The 19,465-nt window shown below is 65.0% G+C and carries 12 protein-coding genes; all 12 read left to right on the plus strand.

Annotation, left to right across the window (positions count from 1 at the left end; all coding sequences use genetic code 11):
- Window positions 1-547, plus strand: a 547-nt coding sequence (locus tag BDD16_RS22100) for a phage baseplate assembly protein V (protein ID WP_246332861.1), incomplete at its 5' end; no start/stop codon positions are given.
- Window positions 548-560: 13 nt separating this feature from the next.
- A complete protein-coding gene (locus BDD16_RS22105; protein ID WP_179636303.1) occupies window positions 561-860 on the plus strand; it encodes a PAAR domain-containing protein in 300 nt (99 codons plus the stop codon).
- A 5-nt stretch (window positions 861-865) separates the two neighbouring features.
- A complete protein-coding gene (locus BDD16_RS22110; RefSeq protein WP_179636304.1) occupies window positions 866-1,291 on the plus strand; it encodes a GPW/gp25 family protein in 426 nt (141 codons plus the stop codon).
- A 31-nt stretch (window positions 1,292-1,322) separates the two neighbouring features.
- Window positions 1,323-5,363 (plus strand): baseplate J/gp47 family protein, encoded by a 4,041-nt coding sequence (locus BDD16_RS22115; RefSeq protein ID WP_179636305.1) that lies wholly within the window; start codon window positions 1,323-1,325, stop codon window positions 5,361-5,363.
- Window positions 5,360-6,169, plus strand: a complete 810-nt coding sequence (locus BDD16_RS22120; protein ID WP_179636306.1) for a hypothetical protein — start codon at window positions 5,360-5,362, stop codon at window positions 6,167-6,169. The genes BDD16_RS22115 and BDD16_RS22120 overlap by 4 nt, the downstream gene beginning before the upstream one ends.
- Complete coding sequence (locus BDD16_RS22125) at window positions 6,166-8,790, plus strand: hypothetical protein (RefSeq protein WP_179636307.1); 2,625 nt, start codon at window positions 6,166-6,168, stop codon at window positions 8,788-8,790. The genes BDD16_RS22120 and BDD16_RS22125 overlap by 4 nt, the downstream gene beginning before the upstream one ends.
- Window positions 8,783-12,004, plus strand: coding sequence for a contractile injection system tape measure protein (locus tag BDD16_RS22130; RefSeq protein WP_179636308.1), 3,222 nt, complete (start codon window positions 8,783-8,785; stop codon window positions 12,002-12,004). Before BDD16_RS22125 ends, BDD16_RS22130 begins: the two co-directional genes overlap by 8 nt.
- The gene (locus BDD16_RS22135; RefSeq protein WP_218898218.1) at window positions 11,988-13,367 is read left to right on the plus strand and encodes an ATP-binding protein; all 1,380 of its coding nucleotides are present in this window, start codon (window positions 11,988-11,990) and stop codon (window positions 13,365-13,367) included. Before BDD16_RS22130 ends, BDD16_RS22135 begins: the two co-directional genes overlap by 17 nt.
- Window positions 13,364-15,763 carry a putative Ig domain-containing protein gene (locus BDD16_RS22140; RefSeq protein WP_179636309.1) on the plus strand — a complete coding sequence of 800 codons (2,400 nt, stop codon included), beginning with the start codon at window positions 13,364-13,366 and terminating at the stop codon, window positions 15,761-15,763. Before BDD16_RS22135 ends, BDD16_RS22140 begins: the two co-directional genes overlap by 4 nt.
- 37 nt (window positions 15,764-15,800) lie before the next feature.
- Window positions 15,801-17,342, plus strand: coding sequence for an eCIS core domain-containing protein (locus tag BDD16_RS22145; protein ID WP_218898219.1), 1,542 nt, complete (start codon window positions 15,801-15,803; stop codon window positions 17,340-17,342).
- A 212-nt stretch (window positions 17,343-17,554) separates the two neighbouring features.
- Window positions 17,555-18,511: an IS1595 family transposase gene (locus BDD16_RS22150; protein WP_179632313.1), complete on the plus strand. Its 957-nt coding sequence runs from the start codon at window positions 17,555-17,557 to the stop codon at window positions 18,509-18,511.
- A 176-nt stretch (window positions 18,512-18,687) separates the two neighbouring features.
- Window positions 18,688-19,362, plus strand: coding sequence for a response regulator transcription factor (locus BDD16_RS22155; RefSeq protein WP_179636310.1), 675 nt, complete (start codon window positions 18,688-18,690; stop codon window positions 19,360-19,362).
- Window positions 19,363-19,465: the final 103 nt, after the last annotated feature.

Below are 19,465 nucleotides of genomic sequence, written 5' to 3' on the forward strand. Positions count from 1 at the left end.
TGGCTCCAACGGTTTTGGCTCGTTTTTTGTGCCCGAAGTCGGCGACGAGGTGGTGCTGGGCTACTTCAACAACGACCCCTCGCACCCGGTCATCCTGGGCAGCCTGTACAGCAGCAAACAGGTGCCGCCCTACACCTTGGCGGCCGAGAACAACACCAAGGCCATCGTCACCCGCTGCAAGTCGAAGATCGAGTTCGACGAAGACAAGAAGGTGATCACCATCACCACACCGGGCACCAACAAGATCGTCATCAGCGACGACGGCAAGTCGATCCTGCTGCAAGACCAGAACAGCAACAAGATCGAACTCAACAGCAGCGGCATCACGCTCGACAGCCCCAAAGACATCAAGATCACCGCCAAAGGTGGCATCACGCTTGATGCGGTCAACGCGATCAGCATCACCTCGAAGGCCGATGTGAAGGTGAGCGGACTCAACGTCGCCTGCGAAGCGCAGGTGGGTCTGACCGCCAAGGGCAATGCGAGTGCCGAGTTGTCGGCCGCAGGGCAGACGACCGTCAAGGGTGCGATGGTCATGATCAACTGACGCGAGACCCCCCATGCCGCCCGCCGCCCGCCTCACCGACATGCACACCTGCCCGATGCTCACACCGGGCTTGCCGCCCATTCCGCACGTGGGGGGGCCGGTCATCGGGCCGGGCATTCCGACGGTGTTGATCGGCAAACTGCCGGCTGCGGTGCTAGGCGACATCGCGGTGTGTGTGGGCCCGCCCGACGCCATCGTCAAAGGCTCGGCCACGGTGATGATCGGCGGCAAGCCGGCCGCGCGCCTGGGCGACACCACGGCCCACGGCGGCAGCGTCGTGATGGGCTTTCCCACCGTGATGATTGGCGGCTGAAGTCCGTGGTCAAAGAAAGCCAACTCCTCGGCACGGGCTGGGCCTTCCCGCCCAGCTTCGACTGGCGCAGCAAGGAGGCCGTGCTGGTGTCGCAGGTCGATGACATCGAACAAAGCCTGCACATCTTGTTGTCGACCGTGCCGGGGGAGCGTGTCATGCAGCCGAGTTATGGCTGCGGCATCAAACGCATGGTGTTCGAGACCGTCAACGACAGCAGCATCACCGAGATCAAGGACATCATCTCGAAGGCGATTCTGTTCTTCGAGGTGCGCATCACGCTGCACGAAATCGACATCGACCTCAGCGACTTCGACCAGTTGGGTGTGTTGCGCCTGAAGCTCGACTACACCGTGCGCACGACCAACACACGCACCAACCTGGTGTACCCGCTGTACCTGCGTGAAGGCACGCACGTGAGGCAGCCCGAATGAGCAATGTGTTGCGTCGGACCGAGGGGCTGTCATGACCGACGGGTGCGAACAGCGCAAGCGCCTCCCTGCGGCTTTGAGCGAGGGGTACTTTCGGCCGGTCGAAACCAGCTTCGAGACCCTCGTGGCGATGAGCGCGGACCTGGGCTCGCGGCTGCGTTTTGTTGACGACCAGCAGCGCGCGGTCGGCACCTGGGGTGAACTCTTCGATACCGACGAAGCGCTGGTGATGGCTCGCATCATCGCCACCGACCTCGCCTTCGCCCAAGCGCGCTTTATGCACGATGCCGACAGCGCGCCGCCGGCGGTGTTGGCCGAGCAGGTGGTCGAGTTGGCCCGGCAGATCGACCACTGGCTCAAGGCCTTGTCGATGAGCGAAGAGGCCGCGTCACGCAGCCTGCGAGCGCGCATCGAGCACCTGGTTACGCAGATGCTGGGCGATGACCTGAAGTGGATCTTCGATCGCTTCGGCGAGGCCGCGCCAATGGTCGCGCTGCGCAAGCGCTTCGACCCACTCTGGTTGACACGCCGACCCATGCGTGCGGTGCACGGCCAGCGCAGCGATCGCGAGGTGTTGCGCGGGCGCTTCTTCTCGTTGCTCAGTGCGGCGAGCCAGTTGCAGGCCCTGGCGCGCAAGCTGTTGCCGCAGTCACTGGTGAGCCAAGCCCATGCGCCGGCGGCCAGCCTCTTGATGGCCTTCTTGCAGTTGCACGAGGTTGCGCAGCGCCGCATCAACCAGTTCACCCGCCGGCATGCCGATTTTTACTATGACGAAGTGCTGTGCATGCAGCCCTTGCCGGCAGTGCCCGACTCGGTGCACCTCGTGCTTGAGCGCGACCCGCGTGCCACCCGCGAGTTGCTCATCGCACGCGGGACACCATTTGTGGCTGGCAAGGATGCCAACGGCCAGCCCATCAAGTTCTTGGCCGACGAGTCGCTGCACGTCACCGACGCGCGGGTGAGCGCCCTGCTGACGCTGTGCCTGAACCGCGACCCGCTGATCTCGCCCGAGCGTGAGTTCGGCTACGCCACCCGGGCCGAGTCGGCATGCCTGCCTTGGCCCCCCCGCAAAGCCCTCGCCGCCGATACCGCACCGCCTTATTGGCCCATGTTCAGCGGCAGCAGCCATCTGCCGGGTGGCTCACAACAAGCGCGCATTGGCTTGGCCTTCGCGTCACCCCTGCTGTTTTTGCAGGAGGGCGAACGCGAGATCTCGCTCAAACTCACCTTGGGACACCCCGTCAAAACCGACGCTCGCACCCAGGCATTGTCTTCGCGTGTGGCCGCCGCCTCAGGCGTGAGAGCACGGCGCTTTTTGCAGTTGCTGGTGAAGCAGTACCTGCTGTTGACGCCTGAGTTGTCGAGCCCCGCTGAGCGGGCTGACATCAACGGCACCGCCGTGCGTTTGGCGGGCCAAGTGCTGGCCCGAGCGCCGGTCACCGACGGCCCGCTGGTCGGCTGCTACGAACGTTATCTGGTCGAGTGGACGGCCAGCGCCCCCACCCACCCCCTCTTCTTCGCGCGGCTGGGCAAACTCTTTGCGTACTGGTTGATGTCGCACGACGACTGGTTGAGCGACCTGCAACTCGACGCCTTGCGCGAAGCCGCCACACGCCTGCTCGATGCCTGCGACCGCCCTGCCCCCACGGCGGGCGACCCCCGCTGTTTGATCCAAGGGCCGAACCGACCCGAGCGGGCGCTGATCTTCGGGCAGATTTTCAACAGCCTCTTCGAGTTCAGTCTCTCGACGGCCAGCGGCTGGCTGAGCGTGAGTGACTTCTACGTGACCTCGGGGGCCGAAACACAGGCGCCCACCAGCCCATTCACCACCATCGACGTGGTCTTGCGCCTGCGCAGTTCCGACCCTGCGGTCGTCGGTTGCATCGAAACTGTGCATGGGACGTCCTGGGCCACCACCTTGCCGGTGCTGCAACTGCGCCTGCGCTCGGACGGGCGGCTGTACCCCTATTCGCTGCTCGAAGAGATGTTGCTCAACGAAGCGCAACTGGCTGTTCAGGTGCGCGGGGTGCGCAAGTTGCTGCTCGACAACAACCTCGGCCGGCTTGATGCCAGCAAACCCTTCATGCCTTTCGGACCGCTGCCCACCACCGCCTCGTATCTCGTGTTCGGCTCGCCCGAGATGGCGCGCAAAAACGTCACCCACCTGGCGGTGAACCTGCGCTGGTCGGGACTGCCCGTTGATGAAGGCGGTTTTGCCAAGTATTACGCAGCCTATCCCAGCGAGCTACCGCCCACCCCGCCGCTGCGCAACGCCTCGTTCACCGTCACCGGCAGCATCTTGCGCGACGGAATCTGGCAAGCCGCCGGCGCCCCTGGCAGCCTGCCGCTCTTTCACACCGCCGACCGCAGTGGCCGCCTGGGCCCCGGCGCACGGCTGGTGTTCAACGAAACCGCCTTGCTCGCCCATGCCTGGGGCCATGGCGAAGTGCTCGAATTCAAACCCGGTGCACTCGGCGGTTTCTACCGGCTGCAACTCGCCAGCCCAGGCTCGGGTTTCGGCCATGCGCAATATTCCGGACTCTTGACCGAAGTGGTATCGGCCAACACCTTGCGCAAGGGCAAGCGGCCCCAGCCGCTGCCGCCTCCGCCGTACACGCCGTTGGTCGAAGACATCACGCTCGACTACGCGGCTCAAAGCACCTTGGTCTTTGGCCGCGAGTCGGCCCCACTCGATGCCGAAGCCGCCAGCAAGATCGAGCGTGTGCTGCACCTGCACCCCTTCGGCCAAGTCTCTATCTACCCGGGCGCGGCCGAGGCACACCCCACGCTGTGGCCACGCATCGCGCACGACGGCAACCTCTACATCGGCCTGTCGTTGCCCGACGAGGGGGACGTTGAACTCGGTGGTCACCTCACCTTGCACTTTCACCTGCGCGACGAAGCCGCGGTCGAGACCTTCAACGGCGAACCACGCCCCAAAACACACTGGGCCTACCTCGCGTCCAACCAATGGCGACCACTCAGCGCTTCGCAAGTGGTGAGTGACACCACCTGCGGCTTTCTCACCTCGGGCATCGTCACGCTCGATCTGCCATCGCAGATCGACCGCAACAACACCCTCTTGCCGGCCGATTGCCATTGGTTGCGCCTGTCGGTCGATGGCGGCTTCGAAACCTTCGCGGCCCTGTACGGCGTACGCACCCAGGCGCTGCGGGCCACGCGGGTGTTGCCTGCCGGCGCAAGCGGGGTGATGAAGGCTCTGCCAGCCGGCAGCGTCAAAGAGCCCGGAGCCACGTTGTACGGCTTGGCTTCGCTCGCGCAGATCGGCCCTTCATTCGGCATGCGCGCCGCCGAAGACCGCCAGCAGATGCGCACCCGCGTCGGCGAACGACTGCGCCACAAACAGCGTGCCAGCACGCCGTGGGATTACGAACGCCTGGTGTTGGAGCACTTCCCTTCGGTGTTGAAGGTGAAGTGTTTTCCGCACCTCACCTCCCGCGTGGCGGGCGTGAGCCCGGGCGAGGTGGTGGTGGTGGTGGTGCCCTCGCCGCTCAGCGAAGCCGCCGCTGCCGAACCGCACCTCAACGCGGTCGAGTTGGCCCGCATCCAGGCTTACCTCAAGGGGCTGGCTTCGCCGTTTGCGCGCATTCAGGTACGCAATGCGGTGTACGAACGCATTCAGGTGAGCTGCACCGTCAAGCTCGCGCGCGGCGTGCAGGCCGGCCATGCGCTGCGACGCATCAACCAGGCCATCACCGACCACATCTCGCCTTGGCGCAGTGGGGGGTATCAGCCGAGTTTTGACTGGACGATCCGCTGCGCAGACGTCGAAGCCCACATCCGCACGCTCGACTGTGTTGACTTCGTGACCCAGCTCTCGCTGCTGCACGTGGCCCGCAGCGACGACCGCATCTACACCTTGAGCGACACCGCACGCGGCCAGACCGACCAAGCCAGCCGCGCACGGCCCCGCTCACCCTGGAGCATTGCGTTGCCCATGCACGAACACATGGTGCGAACCGTCGACACCACCACCGACGACCGGCCCGAGCCCATCGGTATTGCCCAACTGGGCGTGGGCAGCACCTTCATCATTGGCGGGGCAGCCCGATGACCAGCCGCAACCGCGAGACCCTGCGCAACTACTTCGGCGACGGCAAGTTGCCGACCCGGCAGCATTTCGGCGACCTCATCGACTCGATGCTCAACATGAGCGACGAGGGCTTTCGCAAGACGGCCGAAAACGGCGTCGAAGTCTCGACCCCGGTCGGGCACGAGGCACTCATCAGCTTCTACCAAGACCAGCGCCCGAAGTCGGCGGTCTGGTCGATCGGATATGGCGGTGGCCAGGGCATGCTGCATGTGCAGGCCGGCGGAGTGGCCGCCACACGCAGCAATCCCCCGGTGCTGGCGCTCGACAAACAAGCCCGGGTGGGCATCAACACTGCCACCCCACAACACACACTCGATGTGGCCGGCACCGTGGGATCTCGCGGGCGGCGTGGCACCTACCAGCGTGAGCACCCTGTGCCCGTGTTGGCCGACGGCGAGTGGCACGACCTCACCGATCCCTTGAGCGGGTGCCAAGCCTTCGAGGTGATGGCCGGCTCGGGTGCGCCCGGCCAGGGCCGCTTTGCGCTGATGCACGCCATCGCACTCAACACCTACAACCCCACGACCGGTTGGTTCGACATCTTCTCGCGCAAGAAACGCATCACCCCGACCCACGCCCACTACGGTCGCCGCTGCGACAAGATGCAGTTGCGCTGGTCGGGCAGCAGTGGCAAAAACGCCTCGTATCGCTTGCAGATACGCACTGGCTGCGATTACGGCAACACCTCCGACGGCAGCAAGGTGCGCATCAAGGTCTTTCTCACTCAACTGTGGTTCGACGAAACCACGCAGGGCCCCGAAGCATGAAGACCACCATCGCCCGCAAACGGCGCGCTGGGCGGGGGGGTGCTGCCGATGCCGAGACCAGCTTCGAGAGCCTGCGCGCCCAGGGCATGCGGCTGACGCAGGCGCTCTCGGGCCACACCTGGACCGACTACAACCTGCACGACCCCGGGGTCACCATCCTTGAGCAGCTCTGCTACGCGCTCACCGATCTGGTCTACCGCGCCGACTTCCCCGTGGCCGACCACCTGCTCGCGCCCGGCGAAGAAGAGATCGACTACGCCGGCCTGTCGCTGCACCCGCCGGCCGATGCCTTCCCGAGCCGAGCCACCAACGCCAGCGACTACCGCCGCGCCTTGCTCGACCAAGTGCCTGGGCTCGACGACGCCGTGCTCGCCACCCCCGACAGCGAAGTCGACAGCGTGCAGGTCGCAAGCGACCAAGGCATCTACCAACTGAGGCTCAAGCTCTCACAAGGCATCGCCCCCGACGACGAACGGCGAGTGGCGCAAGCCCGCGCCGCCTACCGCGCACGGCGCACCCTGTGCGAAGACATCGACAGCGAAGTCAAACTGATCAGCGACGCCCACTGCGACCTGCAACTCGACATCGAAATCAGCGGACCACGCGATGCGGTCGATGTGCTGGCCGATGTGTACGACCTGTGCGCGCGGCACATTGCTCAAGGCCTGCACTTTCACAGCTTTGAAGACCTGGTGGCACGCGGGCTCTCGCTGGAGCAGATCTACACCGGCCCCGTCACCGAGCTGGGTTTTGAACGCGACGGCGACCCCGCACGTGCCGAGTTGTTGTTCGTCAACGACCTGACCCTTCTTGCCCGGGGCGTTGAAGGGGTGCGCGAGGTGCGCGCACTGGCCTTGCGCCGCGACGCCCCTGACAACAACGCCACCCGCAGCACCACCACCAGCGCGTTGCGCTGGCGCGGCGAAGACTGGGCCTTGCGGTTGCGGGTGCCTGGGGTCACCCCCGGCCTGCTCGACGCCCAATCCGTGCAGGCCCTGCTCGACGGCGAGGTTCAGGTGCGCCGTGCCGGTAGCCGTGTGAAGGTGTCACCCCGCGACCTGATCAACCGCATGGCCAACCTTTACGTGGGCGCCCGCACACGCCGCCACGGTCAGGCACGCGGCCCCACCGAAGGCCTTCCGCATGGGGTGTACCGCGACCTGCAAACCTACAGCTCGGTGCAAGACGGCTTCCCAGCCGTCTACGGCCTGGGCCGCCGTCGCATGCCCGCTTCGGCCACGCTGCAACAACAGGCGCAGGCGCTGCAATTGCAAACCTACCTGCAACTCTTCGAGCAGGTCATGGCCAACAGCAGCGCGCAGATAGAACACCTGCGTGACCTCTTTTCAGCGCGCGACGCCAAAGGCCCGAGCTACTGGTGGCAACTGCTGGACGACCCCACCGTGCCCGGCGTGAACGCCATGTACCTGCCACCCGAAGGCGAGGACCCAGCCACGTGGTCCACCGAGGCGATTCGTGCGCGGGTGCTGAGCGATGTGTACGCCGCTCGCGACCCACAGGTCGACCGCCGTTCGCGAGCACTCGACCACCTGCTCGCCTTGCATGGCGAAACCCTGTCGCAAAACACCTTGCGGCAGTTCTTCAACCACCTGAGCCCTGACGAACTCGATGCGACCTTGCTCGACAACAAGGCTGCGTTCTTGAACGACATCGTTCGCATCAGCCGCGACCGTGCGGGCGGGCTCGACTACGCACAAGCCTCGTGGGGTCTGCCAGAAGGTGGCTCGGGTTGGCAGCGCCGTGTGGGCCACCTGCTCGGCTTTCGCCATGTGCACAGCCACCCGCTCACCCACGCAGTGCACCAACAACAGTGTGTACTGGTGGCAGGTCACGACGACAGCCTGCCGGATGTCGGCGACACCGCCCCCGCCCCCCGCCATACCCAGCCCCTCACACACGACGACTTGCATGCCGACCTCGCCCGCATGCCGCCCCTGCGCCGCCCACAACTCAACGAAGCCTTGCTGCGTTGCGGCGCCCACCGGGACCGTTACCGACTGGCCGGTGCAGCACGCGACCATGCCAACGCCGCCGCTCCAATCGGCCCCCAGCGCCTGCTGCTCGGCCCTGATGAGAACGACCGCTGGTGGCCGCTGGGTGAGTTCGACAGCCCTGAGATCGCTTCGTGCGCCATCGAAAGCCTGCGGCGCTTTTTACTGCACATCAACGTTGAGAGCGAAGGCCTGCATGTGGTTGAACACGTGCTGCTGCGCCCGGTGGGTACGAGCCCCGCGCACGACGCGCTGTCGGGGCTGCCGACCAACTTCTATTCGCTGCGTTTGACGGCGGTCTTCCCGAGGTGGACGACCCGCACCGCGCAAGAGAACTTCCGCCGTTTTGCCGACGAGACCGTTCGCATAAACTGCCCCGCACACCTCGCCCCTCGCTGCCTGTGGCTCGACTTCAACGCCATGCAGCATTTCGAGGCGGCCTATGCCCAGTGGCTGTCGGCCAAGCTCGATTTCTGCACCGCCACCGCGTCGGCACGCGACGAAGCCAACGCCGACCCCGCCGCCGCCGAGCGCCTCAACCAGGCGGCCTGCGCCGTGATCGAGACGCTGCGTGAGGTCTGGCCCACCGAGCCTGAACACGATGCCTGAGCACTGCATCGAGAACCTGCACTTCGAGGTCGATTTCGAATCGGCCGAGCAGGCCTTCGACGCGCAAGAGCGCACGGCGGCCTTCGCCCGTGCGCGGGTGCCCACGATCATCGAAGAGGTGTTCGACGCACACACCCAAGCCGGCGAAGTCTGGCGACTCGACACCCTCGAGATCGACCTCGGCGGGATCGACGCCGACGAACTTGAAACCCAGTGGGAACAACGCCTGCGCGAGCGCCTGGCCGAGACTCTGGAGACCTGCCGCGCTGTCGCGAGGGGCCAGGCCCTGGCGCAGCCGCCTCACATCGACACACCAAACGACGGGGCGCAAGGCACCCAGCAGCAGACCTCGGTCGTTGCCCAAAGCCGCCCCCAAGCCCAACTGGCCACGCTGCTGCACTTTCTGCGTCATGGTCACCTGCCCTGGCATGCCGTGGGCAATGGCCGCTCGTCGGCGGCGCTCGATGCGCTCTTTCTCGACGTGCTGCGCGACAAGCCCCAAGCCCTGGTAGCGGCCATCCGCGACCCCGGTCCCGCGCTGTTGATGGCCCAACGTGCCGCACGCCAGTTCTCAAGCGGCTCACTCGCCTTGCTGGCCGCCGAGATGGCACGAGCACTGGGGGCCGGTGTGGCCTCGGGCTGGGGCCGCGAAGCCGAAGCCTGGATCGCCGGCTTTGCCATGCTGTGGCGACACAGCGAACTGCCCGGTGCCCCTGCGTCCCACCTCGTCTGGCAAGGCCTGCTCAACGCCTTGTTGATGCGTGCAGGTGCGGCTGACCGCAGTGAGCCTTTGCAGTCGATGGTGCAGTCGCTCGCGCCCTCGGTCGCCGAACAAGCCGCCATCTGGCGCGCGTTGCAAACCGTGGCCCGCCGCGCCCTCGACGGCATGCCGCCCGCCCCCGCGCTGCGCGACGACGTGCTGCGCGCTTGCCTCGCCGCGCACCTGCCCGGCCTGGGGCACCCCGATGGCACGCAGGCCGACCCGCTGGCCGGCGGCCGCTCACGCAGCGACGAACTCACCCGCTTGCACACCCGCCTGCACACCTGGCTCGACCCGCAAGGGCCGCAGGCCCACCCGCCGCTGGGTGACAGCAACCCCGACCCGTGGCACGAGCTGCTGCATGCCGAACGTTCGTGGGCACGCCAGACCCTGCTGCAACTCGGCCGCAGCGTGGCCGCACGCCGCCGCATGGCACAAACACTGCCGGCCGCCACCTTGCAGGCTTTGATGGCGCTGTGGCTCGCCCCGGCCGAACAAGACCTGCTGCAAGCCGTGGTGCCCAGCGATGCGTTCTGGGGCCCGCCACCCGGTGCACTCGACCCCGCCCAGCGCTGGGAGAGGACGCTCGGTTACGTGCTGCTGCACCCAGCACCCAGCCTGTTCAACAGCAGCGAGTACCTCGACGCCATGCTCTTGCAGCGCAGCGAGAGCGAAAACCAATCGCTGCCCGCCCTGCGCCAGGCGGTGGTCCATGCCTGGCGCAACAGCCCACGCCCGCAGCACGACGCCGCCCCTGCGTTGGCCCTCGTGCAAACCTGGCTGAAGCGCCATGCCCCCGCCCCCGGCGCCATCCGAGCCACCCGCACCACCACGCGCCGCGCACAGATCGAACAAGCCCTGCAACATGGCCTGCTGCTGGGCGTTGAAGACGCTTGGTTCGAAGCCCTGAGCGACGACGCCCCCTGGCTGCAAACCCAGGTGCGCACGTCGATGGGCAGCCCGCGCCTGCGCCGACGCATCGCCCGCGAATGGAGTGGCGTGGCCCGCGCCCAGTTGATCGGCCTGTGGTTGCCCGCACCCGACTGCGCCGCCATCGTCGCCGCCGTGCACAACCCCGCCTTCGCCGCCCTGGCCGGCGACGACCACCCACCCGCCCTGCACCTCTGGGAAGACCTGCTCGAACACCTGCTGCGCCTGACCCCTGGTACCTTCTTCAATGCCGATGCCTACGTGCGTGGCCTGCACGAACGTGCGGCCCAGCACCATGGTCACACCCACACTGCGCAACGTGTGTCGAGCGCTCCCGCCCCTTTGTCGCGCAGCGATGAAGACCCCCTCGCCGCCCTCGCCCAGGTGCTGCTGAGCCCCGACAACGCCTCTGGACCATCGGCCTGCATGCACACGCTCGAACCTTTGTTGCACGCCCCCAGCGCCCCGGCACGCCAAGCCTGGCTCCGCATCCTCGAAACCCCGCGTGCGGCCGAGTGTTTGCTTCGCCTCGCCCCGCTCCGCGTGCTGACCCGTGTGCTCGACTGGCTCAAACCGCACGACAGCGCTGCCGTTCACCACAGCCTCGCGCTGCTGCACGATGCCTGCGAACGTGTGGGCCCCAGCCTCCACCTGCAGCCCATCGCGACGCTGCAATGGCGCTTTGTGCTGCGTGAGTTGTTCGAAGAAGGCCGGCGATTCGAGCCTTCGGGCTTTGCGCTGCGCATGGTGCACCACCTGGCCGACACCCTGCGCCCCCCCCAACCCGCGACTTGGTTCGCCTCGCTGGGCCGGGCTGTTGTCGACGCAGGCGACACGATGGTCGGCCAAGCCCTCACCCAAGCGGCAGCAGCCCAGCAGCCGCCCCCTCACCAAGTGCCCACCGACGTGGCCCGCCGCCACACCGAGTTGATGGCCGAAACGCTGGCGGCCGAAGCGCGCCGCCCACCCAGCGAGCCCCAGCCCTGGAGCCCATCCAACACCCCCGCGCAACACCCACCCGGTGAATCGATCTACATCGCCAACGCCGGCTTGGTGCTGGCGGGCGGCTACATGCAGCGGCTCTTTGGCATGCTGGGCCTCGCCAACAACGAGGCCTTTGTGTCAGACGCCGCCCGTGAACGTGCCGTGATGCTCTTGCAGTACCTCGTGAGCGGTGAAAACAGCGCCCCCGAGTCGCAACTCGCGCTCAACAAACTGCTGTGCGGTGTGCCGCTGTCGATGCCGGTGCTGCGTGAGATCGAGGTGTTGCCGACCGAGGCCCAGGCCATCGACGGCTTGCTCAAAGCCATGATTGCCCACTGGAAGATCATCGGCCAGACCTCGGTGGCGGGCCTGCGTGAGTCATTCCTGATGCGCGAAGGCCAGTTGTCGCAAGACGACGAAGGCTGGCAGTTGCTGGTTGAGCCGCGTGCCTTCGACATGCTGCTCGACCACCTGCCCTGGGGTTTTCACTTGCTCAAGTTCCCTTGGATGGAAAGGCCGCTCCATGTCGACTGGCGCTGATCCCACACGCCTGATCCCGCGGCGGATGCAGGTCAACCCTGCCACGCTGGAACGCGAGCTGGCGTGGTTTGACCAGGTGCTGCAAACACGCATCGCCCTGCACTTCGGCCAACCCAGCCCGCACTCGCAGGTGAGCGACATCTCCCCGCCCGATCTGGCGGGCGACGACTCGCCCTACGCCCAGCTCGTGCGCGAAATGAACCTGTATTTCGCCGAGCGGGTGGTGTTGGTGCTCGCGCTGCTGCCGCACCTGCGCCCGGCGTTGCTCGACACACTCTTTGTGCGCAACAAGAACTTCGACCGGGGTTTCACCGAATTCGGCGGCTGGAAGGGCCGCGCCCACGGCGGCTTCTTGCCCACGTGCGAAACGGCGGCCTTCATCGTGGCGGGCGACGACCTGGGCGAGCGCCTGCAAGTAATGCGGCTCTTCGACGAAACGCACCCACTGCGTCGCACCGGCGTGTTGCGCATCGAGCATGACGCACCGGGCGAGCCCTTCTTGAGCGCACCGCTGCTGGTGGGTGGCGAACACATCACCTGGATCACCACCGGCGAGCGCCACAAGCCCGATTTCAGCAGCTCCTTCCCGGCCAAGCTCATCACCACCGTGCTCGATTGGAGCGACCTGGTGCTAGGACGCGAGGTGCTGGAAGAAATCGACGCCATCACCACCTGGATCCGCCACTCGGCCACCCTGCTGCACGACTGGCAGCTCGACAAGGCCATCAAGCCCGGCTACCGCGCGCTTTTCTTCGGGCCGCCGGGCACCGGCAAGACGCTCACCGCCACGCTGATCGGCCAGGCCGCACGGGCCGACGTGTACCGCATCGACCTCTCGATGGTCGTCTCGAAGTACATCGGCGAGACCGAGAAGAACCTGGCCCAGGTGTTCGACCAGGCGCAAACGCGCAACTGGATCCTGTTCTTCGACGAGGCCGATGCCTTGTTCGGCAAGCGCACCGCCACGTCGAGCTCGAACGACCGCCACGCCAACCAGGAGGTTTCGTACCTGCTGCAGCGGGTCGAAGATTTTCCGGGCACCGTGATCCTGGCGACCAACCTCAAGGCCAACATCGACGACGCGTTCGCGCGCCGCTTCCAGTCGATGGTGCATTTCCCCATGCCCGATGCCGATCAGCGGCTGCGCCTGTGGGAAGGCATGGTCGAACACACCGGCCGCCTGGCCGACGACGTGAACCTCGAGCAACTGGCCGAAGACCATGAACTGGCTGGCGGCGCCATTGCCAACGTGGTGCGCTTCGGTGCCATCAACGCGCTGCAAGGTGGCCGCACGCTGATCCAGGCCAAGGATCTGCGCAAAGGCATCGTGAAAGAACTCCGCAAGGAAGGCCGCACCGCATGAAACCGCGCCTGTCTGCAAACTGCGTGGCGAGGACATTGCTGCTGCTGGCCTTGGTCAGCGCCTGCCTCTCTCTCGGGGCGGCCGAGCGCCTGGCTCCACCCGCGGTGAACGCCGCTTCGGTGCCCGTCACAGCCCCTGTCGCCAGCACCGCGGCCTGCCTGCGCCCGAGCGACCAGGTCGCTGCCTGTCAGCCGGGGCAGCAACTGTCGCTGACACCCATCGCCTTGCCAAGCGCCCGCCTGGGCGTCGCCTACAAGCCGCGGCGCATGGTGGCCGGTGGTGTGGCGCCCTACCGGGTCGATGTCATCAATGGCAGCAAACCCGAGGGGCTGGATTTCACCCCAGACGGCTCGCTGGCCGGCCTGCCCGTGGGTCCGGTGCGCGCCTACACCTTCACCGTGCATGTCACCGATGCCTCCGCGCCACCCCTCTCGGTGCGGCAGGCCTACGTCTTGCGCGTCGAGAAGCTCGCTCCACCTCGCAAGGCAGCGAGCGACGCGTCGGCCAACTCGGTCGTGGTGCCAGTTCCAGTAGCCCCCGTTGTGATTCCCCCCGGGCCGGCCCAGGTCACCAGCTACATGCTGCTGCAGGAAGACCTCGACGACATGTTCCCCAAGCCCAAAACCGCAACTGCTTCCGCTTCGGGGCCAGAGGCCGCCGCGAGTGCGCCACGCAAGCGCTTGCGCTTGAGGCCGGCAGCCTTTCCCACTGCATTTGCCGACAAGATGCAGGCCATGCTCGGCCCACTGATTCACGTGGACTTCCCTACGGCCGGCTTGTTGGCCCAGGCACTCGAAGCGCGCCGCTGCGCCTACTTCCGAAGCGTGGTGAACCAGGCAGCGGTTGCGGCCGGGAGGGTGGCCACGCCGGCCGACCTGAAATGCCAAGCCGTTGCTCCGGCCGCCCAGGCCGGTGCTTCCAGCCAGCCACCCAGCTCGGGTGTGCCCGGTGTTTCACCCACGCTTTACGCTGACCTGCTGCCCGAGATCCTCAAGACCGACCTGATTGCACAGGCCCAGTGGCAGCACCCGCTCGACGGCAATGCCAAGCCACCGGCCTGGGTCGACAATGGTTGCGGCTGCGCCCCGCCGATCACCGATGACTGGAGCTACGGCATCTACCCGTTCTGGCAGGGGCAAGACGCCGAGCCGCAAAAGATCGACTTCAGCCTCTTCAGCCGCATCGGCTACCTCGGCGCACAACTCAGCGACAACGGCGGGTTGGTGAAGGCCATTCCCTTCGATTCAGCCCATGACGGCTTCACTCGAACGGCACACCGGTTCGGCACCCGTGTGGACCTGATCGTTCACCGCAGCGAGTGGAGCAATCTGCTGAGCCAGCCTTACCAGACCGAACTCATCCAGCGCGCCGTGACTGACATCGTCAAGCTCGTCGACACCCGCATGACCGATGGATTCACCACCGCGAAACGCTACCTGCTGCCGGGCTGGGATGAGCCGGTGCATATGTTCGACGGCGTGACCCTCTTCTTCGACAACGCTCCCACCGATGCAGAAGGCAAGAAGAAATTCGAGGCCTTCTACACGAGCTTCGTGCACAGCCTCATCGCTGAAATGCAAAAGACCAAGCGGTCCTACGCGCTGAACATCGTTGCCCCGGCGACCGAGATCGGAAAGGATGGCGCCTACCACTACAGCCATCTCTGGGGCTACATCCAGCAAGCGCAGATGCTCACCGAAGCCAATGCACTCGCCGGGGCAGAAGAGAAAGACTACAAGGGCACGACCGACATCACCGTGACGGTGCTCGCTTTGCTGGCAGAGCCCACGCGCCAGGCCGAGAAAGAACTGCGCGCTGGCGCCGATGCCACCGAGGTGATCCATGGCCACAGCCGCGTGGCCGTGCTGAAGTCCATCGCGCCGGTGTTGTTCCACGCGGCCGGCAACACCGGCCTGGCAGGCATGCGCATCAACGAACAACAGTTCGACGACGACCTCGCCTATTTCAAATCGCAGTTCCGCGGCATGGCTCTGTGGCCCATGCCACTGCACGACACGGTGGTCGGGCCGGCGGTCTACTCGCTGCTGGCCAAGAATTTCTCGCCCAAGTTCCCGGGGGCAATCGACGGTATGTGCCAATGGGTCTGCCCCAACCGCAGTGCGATGCGGCTGCTTTTCATGGGGCTGCTCGTCATCGGCGTCGTGGCTTTCGGCCTGTACTACGGGGTGTGCTCGGTGCGGGGCCTCGGCCGGCCCTACATCGCCTTCCTGTGGCTGGGCGGCGTGGTCACCGTGGCCGTGGGTCTCTTGCTGTTGAGATGCGACCCGCAGTTGGCGCACGTGCGCCGCGGCAATGGCCCGCTGGTCGTGTTGCTGGTCGTCACGGTGGCGACGGGCATGTATTACAGCTTGCGGTCACGCACGGATCAGCCATGAGCAGAACGTTGACGCCCCAGGTGGAAGGAAATGAACCATGAAGACGCATGCCCACGACAACGCGCACGCGGCACAACGCCGAGCAGTGGCGCACCAGGCTGAGCATGGCGACGCTGCCGCTCGACTCGCGCAGGCCGGGCCTGCCGCCGTCGATCACCATGTGAATCACAGCCCACGCATGGTGGCGCAACGGCAGTTACTGGGCGCAGCTTTCGGGCCGGTGGCACAACGCGAGCCGCAGGGTCTGGAGGAAGAGCTGCCTGTGCAGGGCAAGGCGCTTGCGTTGCAGGCCAAGCAGGTCGGGTCAGGCTCGATCGACACCGTTCAGGCGCAAACAGAAGTGCCCGCCGAGGCGAACCTCACCGGCATGCCGAATCAATTGAAGTCGGGTGTCGAAGCGCTGTCGGGCATGGACATGTCGGATGTGCGGGTACACCGCAATTCGGACAAGCCGGCGCAGTTGAATGCGCTGGCCTATGCGCAAGGAAATGAGATTCACCTGGGGCCGGGGCAGGAGCACCACCTGCCGCATGAGGCCTGGCATGTGGTGCAGCAGCGGCAGGGCCGGGTGCAGGCCACGGTGCAGATGGCGGGGGTGGGGGTGAATGACGATGTGGGGTTGGAGGAGGAGGCGGATGCGATGGGGGAGAAGGCTGAGAGTGGGTTGGTGCAGTTAATCGGGGATGGCAAAAGGCAAGACCTGGCTCCTAATTCGGGCGTGACTCCTAATTCATTACAGCGTGCCACTAACCAACCGGCTCCGGTTGCGCAATTGACGCAGGCCGAGCTAACCAACGCGAAAAATATCTGGAACGGCTATAGCGCGAAACACGGTGTTGTCGATGGGCACGTTCAGGCCGATATCACGGCATTGCAAGATGCATATAACCACTATGCGTTGCCGGCCAACGGGGGACGCAACGACGCGGGCGCCGATAATGCAAACTCGTTTTTGCGCAACAGCGTATCGGGCCTGCTTCATGATATCGCGGAAATCGATTCCCACGCGGGTGGCTATTACTACCAGCAGGAAGTCAAGGCGGGGATGAATGTCGCAAGAAGCATCGGAAGCATCGTGAACCAACAAGGCGCGCACGGCGGGATTAGCAATGCGACCGATCCGGATGTGAGTGTGGTACAGGGGGGTGGCACGAAAAAAGCAGTCGAGGTTAAGCGAACGACGAAAGAAAATGGGCTGGATGGAATGCTGCATGAAGCAATTGAGCAACTATCCAAGCGGAAAGGATATTCAGGTGCTGAAGTCCATGTAGAGATTACAAGCCCTTTTCAGGCAGCAACCGTAAAAGGCAATTTGGGCGCAGTTAGGCAGACCGTAGAAAATCACATTGCGTGTGTGTGGCGTAGACTCGGAGAAGATTACTATTACAAGCAGGCGACGCCATTCCCAGGTGGACTGTTCGAGCCCTACATAATCCTGACTGTCAAGATTCAGTATGCAGGCACCGCCGCGTTGATCTATGACCGGGACTTCCAGGTGCATTTAGAACAGGAAGCCGGCCGACGCGGGGCCATGAGGCATTCGGTTCAGGCATTCTTCCCACTCAACCCACGCGTATAGACAGAAATTTATCTCTTGGAGGTTCTACATGTCACATGCCCCATCTGTGTTTTTTGTCCAATCGCTCCCTGCGGATCTTCTCGTCGAAATGGCCAGAGAATGGCAGGAGTCGTTACACACAATCGGTGACCTGATTAGCAATGATTCTCAGCAAGGTGCCAACTGACGATCAGGCGTAGCGTAGAAGACAGACCAAGCGCAGGAGCGAGCACATGCCGATGAACCGAATCCAGTTCCAGCAGGGGATGTCGCTGCCAGAGTTCATGGCCAGCTTCGGCACGGAAGAGCAATGCGCCGAGGCGGTCAAGCAGGCGCGCTGGCCGCAGGGCTTCGAGTGCCCGCGCTGCGGCAGTGCGGCGCACTACGTGGTGGGCCACGGGGCGCGCAAGCTGTTCCAGTGCAACGGCTGCCGCCACCAGACATCGCTGACCGCGGGCAGCCTGTTCGCCAGCACCAAGCTGCCACTGAAGACGTGGTTCCTGGCGATCTACCTGCTCAGCCAGGCCAAGACGGGACTGTCGGCGCTGGCGCTCAAGCGGCAGGTGGGCGTGAGCTACCCGACGGCGTGGCTGATGCACCAGAAGATCATGCACGCGATGGCCGAGCGGGTGGACCAGTACCGACTCGACGGCACGGTGCAGCTCGACGATGCCTACCTTGGCGGAGAGCGCAGCGGCGGCAAGGCGGGCCGGGGTTCGGAGAACAAGGTGCCGTTCGTGGCGGCGGTCTCGGTCGATGACCAGGGGCATCCGCAGTACGTCAAGCTCGCGCCGGTGAGCGGCTTCACGCTGGAGGCGGTGGGCCAGTGGGCGCAGGCGGCGCTGATGCCGGGAACGCGGGTGGTCAGCGACGGGCTGGGGTGCTTCGCCGCGGTCACCAGCGCGGGCTGCCTGCACACGCCGATCGTGGTGGGCCAGCGCAAGCCGCGCGAGCTGCCCGAGTTCACCTGGGTCAATACGGTGCTGGGCAACCTGAAGACGACGTTGTCGGGTGCGTTCCATGCGTTCAAGTACCCCAAGTACGCCAGCAGCTATCTGGCAGCGTTCGCCTACCGCTTCAACCGCCGGTTCGACCTGCGCGGGCTGGTGGCTCGGCTCATCATCGATGTCGCGCGGTGCAAGCCTCGGGCTCAGCGGGTCGTTCGGGGGAATGCTGAGGATCGTTGCTAATCAGGAGGCACCTTGACAGCACCGACACTTGATACCAAGTCAGTGTTTATTTGAAACATTTTGGATTAAAGCTGTTACAAATATTAAAATCCCCCAAATTGCCTCAAACTTATCCAGGCAAAAAATGGCATCTATAGATGCAAAGCAAAACAAGAGTCGAGCTATTAGGGGGGGCAATGAAAATCAGTCTGATCGTGGCGGACAGCCACCATCTTGTTCGGGAAGGTATGGTCGCTGTTCTGGCCCGCGAGCCGGACATGGCCGTGGTGGCACAGGCGCGCGACGGGCTGGAGTTGATGCGCCTGGCCAAGGAACACGACCCGAAGGTGCTGGTGATCGACCTGTTGATGCCCAACATGACCGGGCTAGAGGCTATGCGGCGTCTGCGTGCCGAGTCGCTGCGCGCCAAGATGCTGTGCCTGTCTGCGCACGGCGAGACTGGTGAGGTGGTGGCCGCCATCGAGGCGGGCGCCAAAGGGGTGTTACTCAAGCAGAACTCGGGCGAGGAATTGATCCACGCCGTGCGTCGCCTGCACGCCAACATGCCGTACTACAGCAGCGAACTGATGAGCGCTGTGCAGCAGCAAAGCACCAAGGCAACGTCGCACCCGAGATCGCGGGTCGATTGCCTGACCCCCCGTGAGCGTCAGATCACGCAGTTGATCTCGGAAGGGCACAGCACCCAAGAGGTAGCCGACCGGCTTTTCCTGAGCACCAAGACCGTGGCCAGCCACCGCGAGAACGTGCTTGAAAAGCTCCAGTTGCGCAATGTGGTGCAACTGACGCGTTTCGCGCTGAGCGAGGGGCTGTCCCGCCTCGATCGGGGAGACGCTGGAGTGAACCCCTTGTGAACGGCGGTCAGGAAACGCGCGTATTCGGCGGTGAAGTGGCGTTTTTGATCTGAAGCGGGAGCATGAGGAGTTGCGGAGTATGAACCGTCGATGCTATCCAGGC

This window comes from Sphaerotilus montanus (genome assembly GCF_013410775.1).
Taxonomy (GTDB): domain Bacteria; phylum Pseudomonadota; class Gammaproteobacteria; order Burkholderiales; family Burkholderiaceae_C; genus Sphaerotilus; species Sphaerotilus montanus.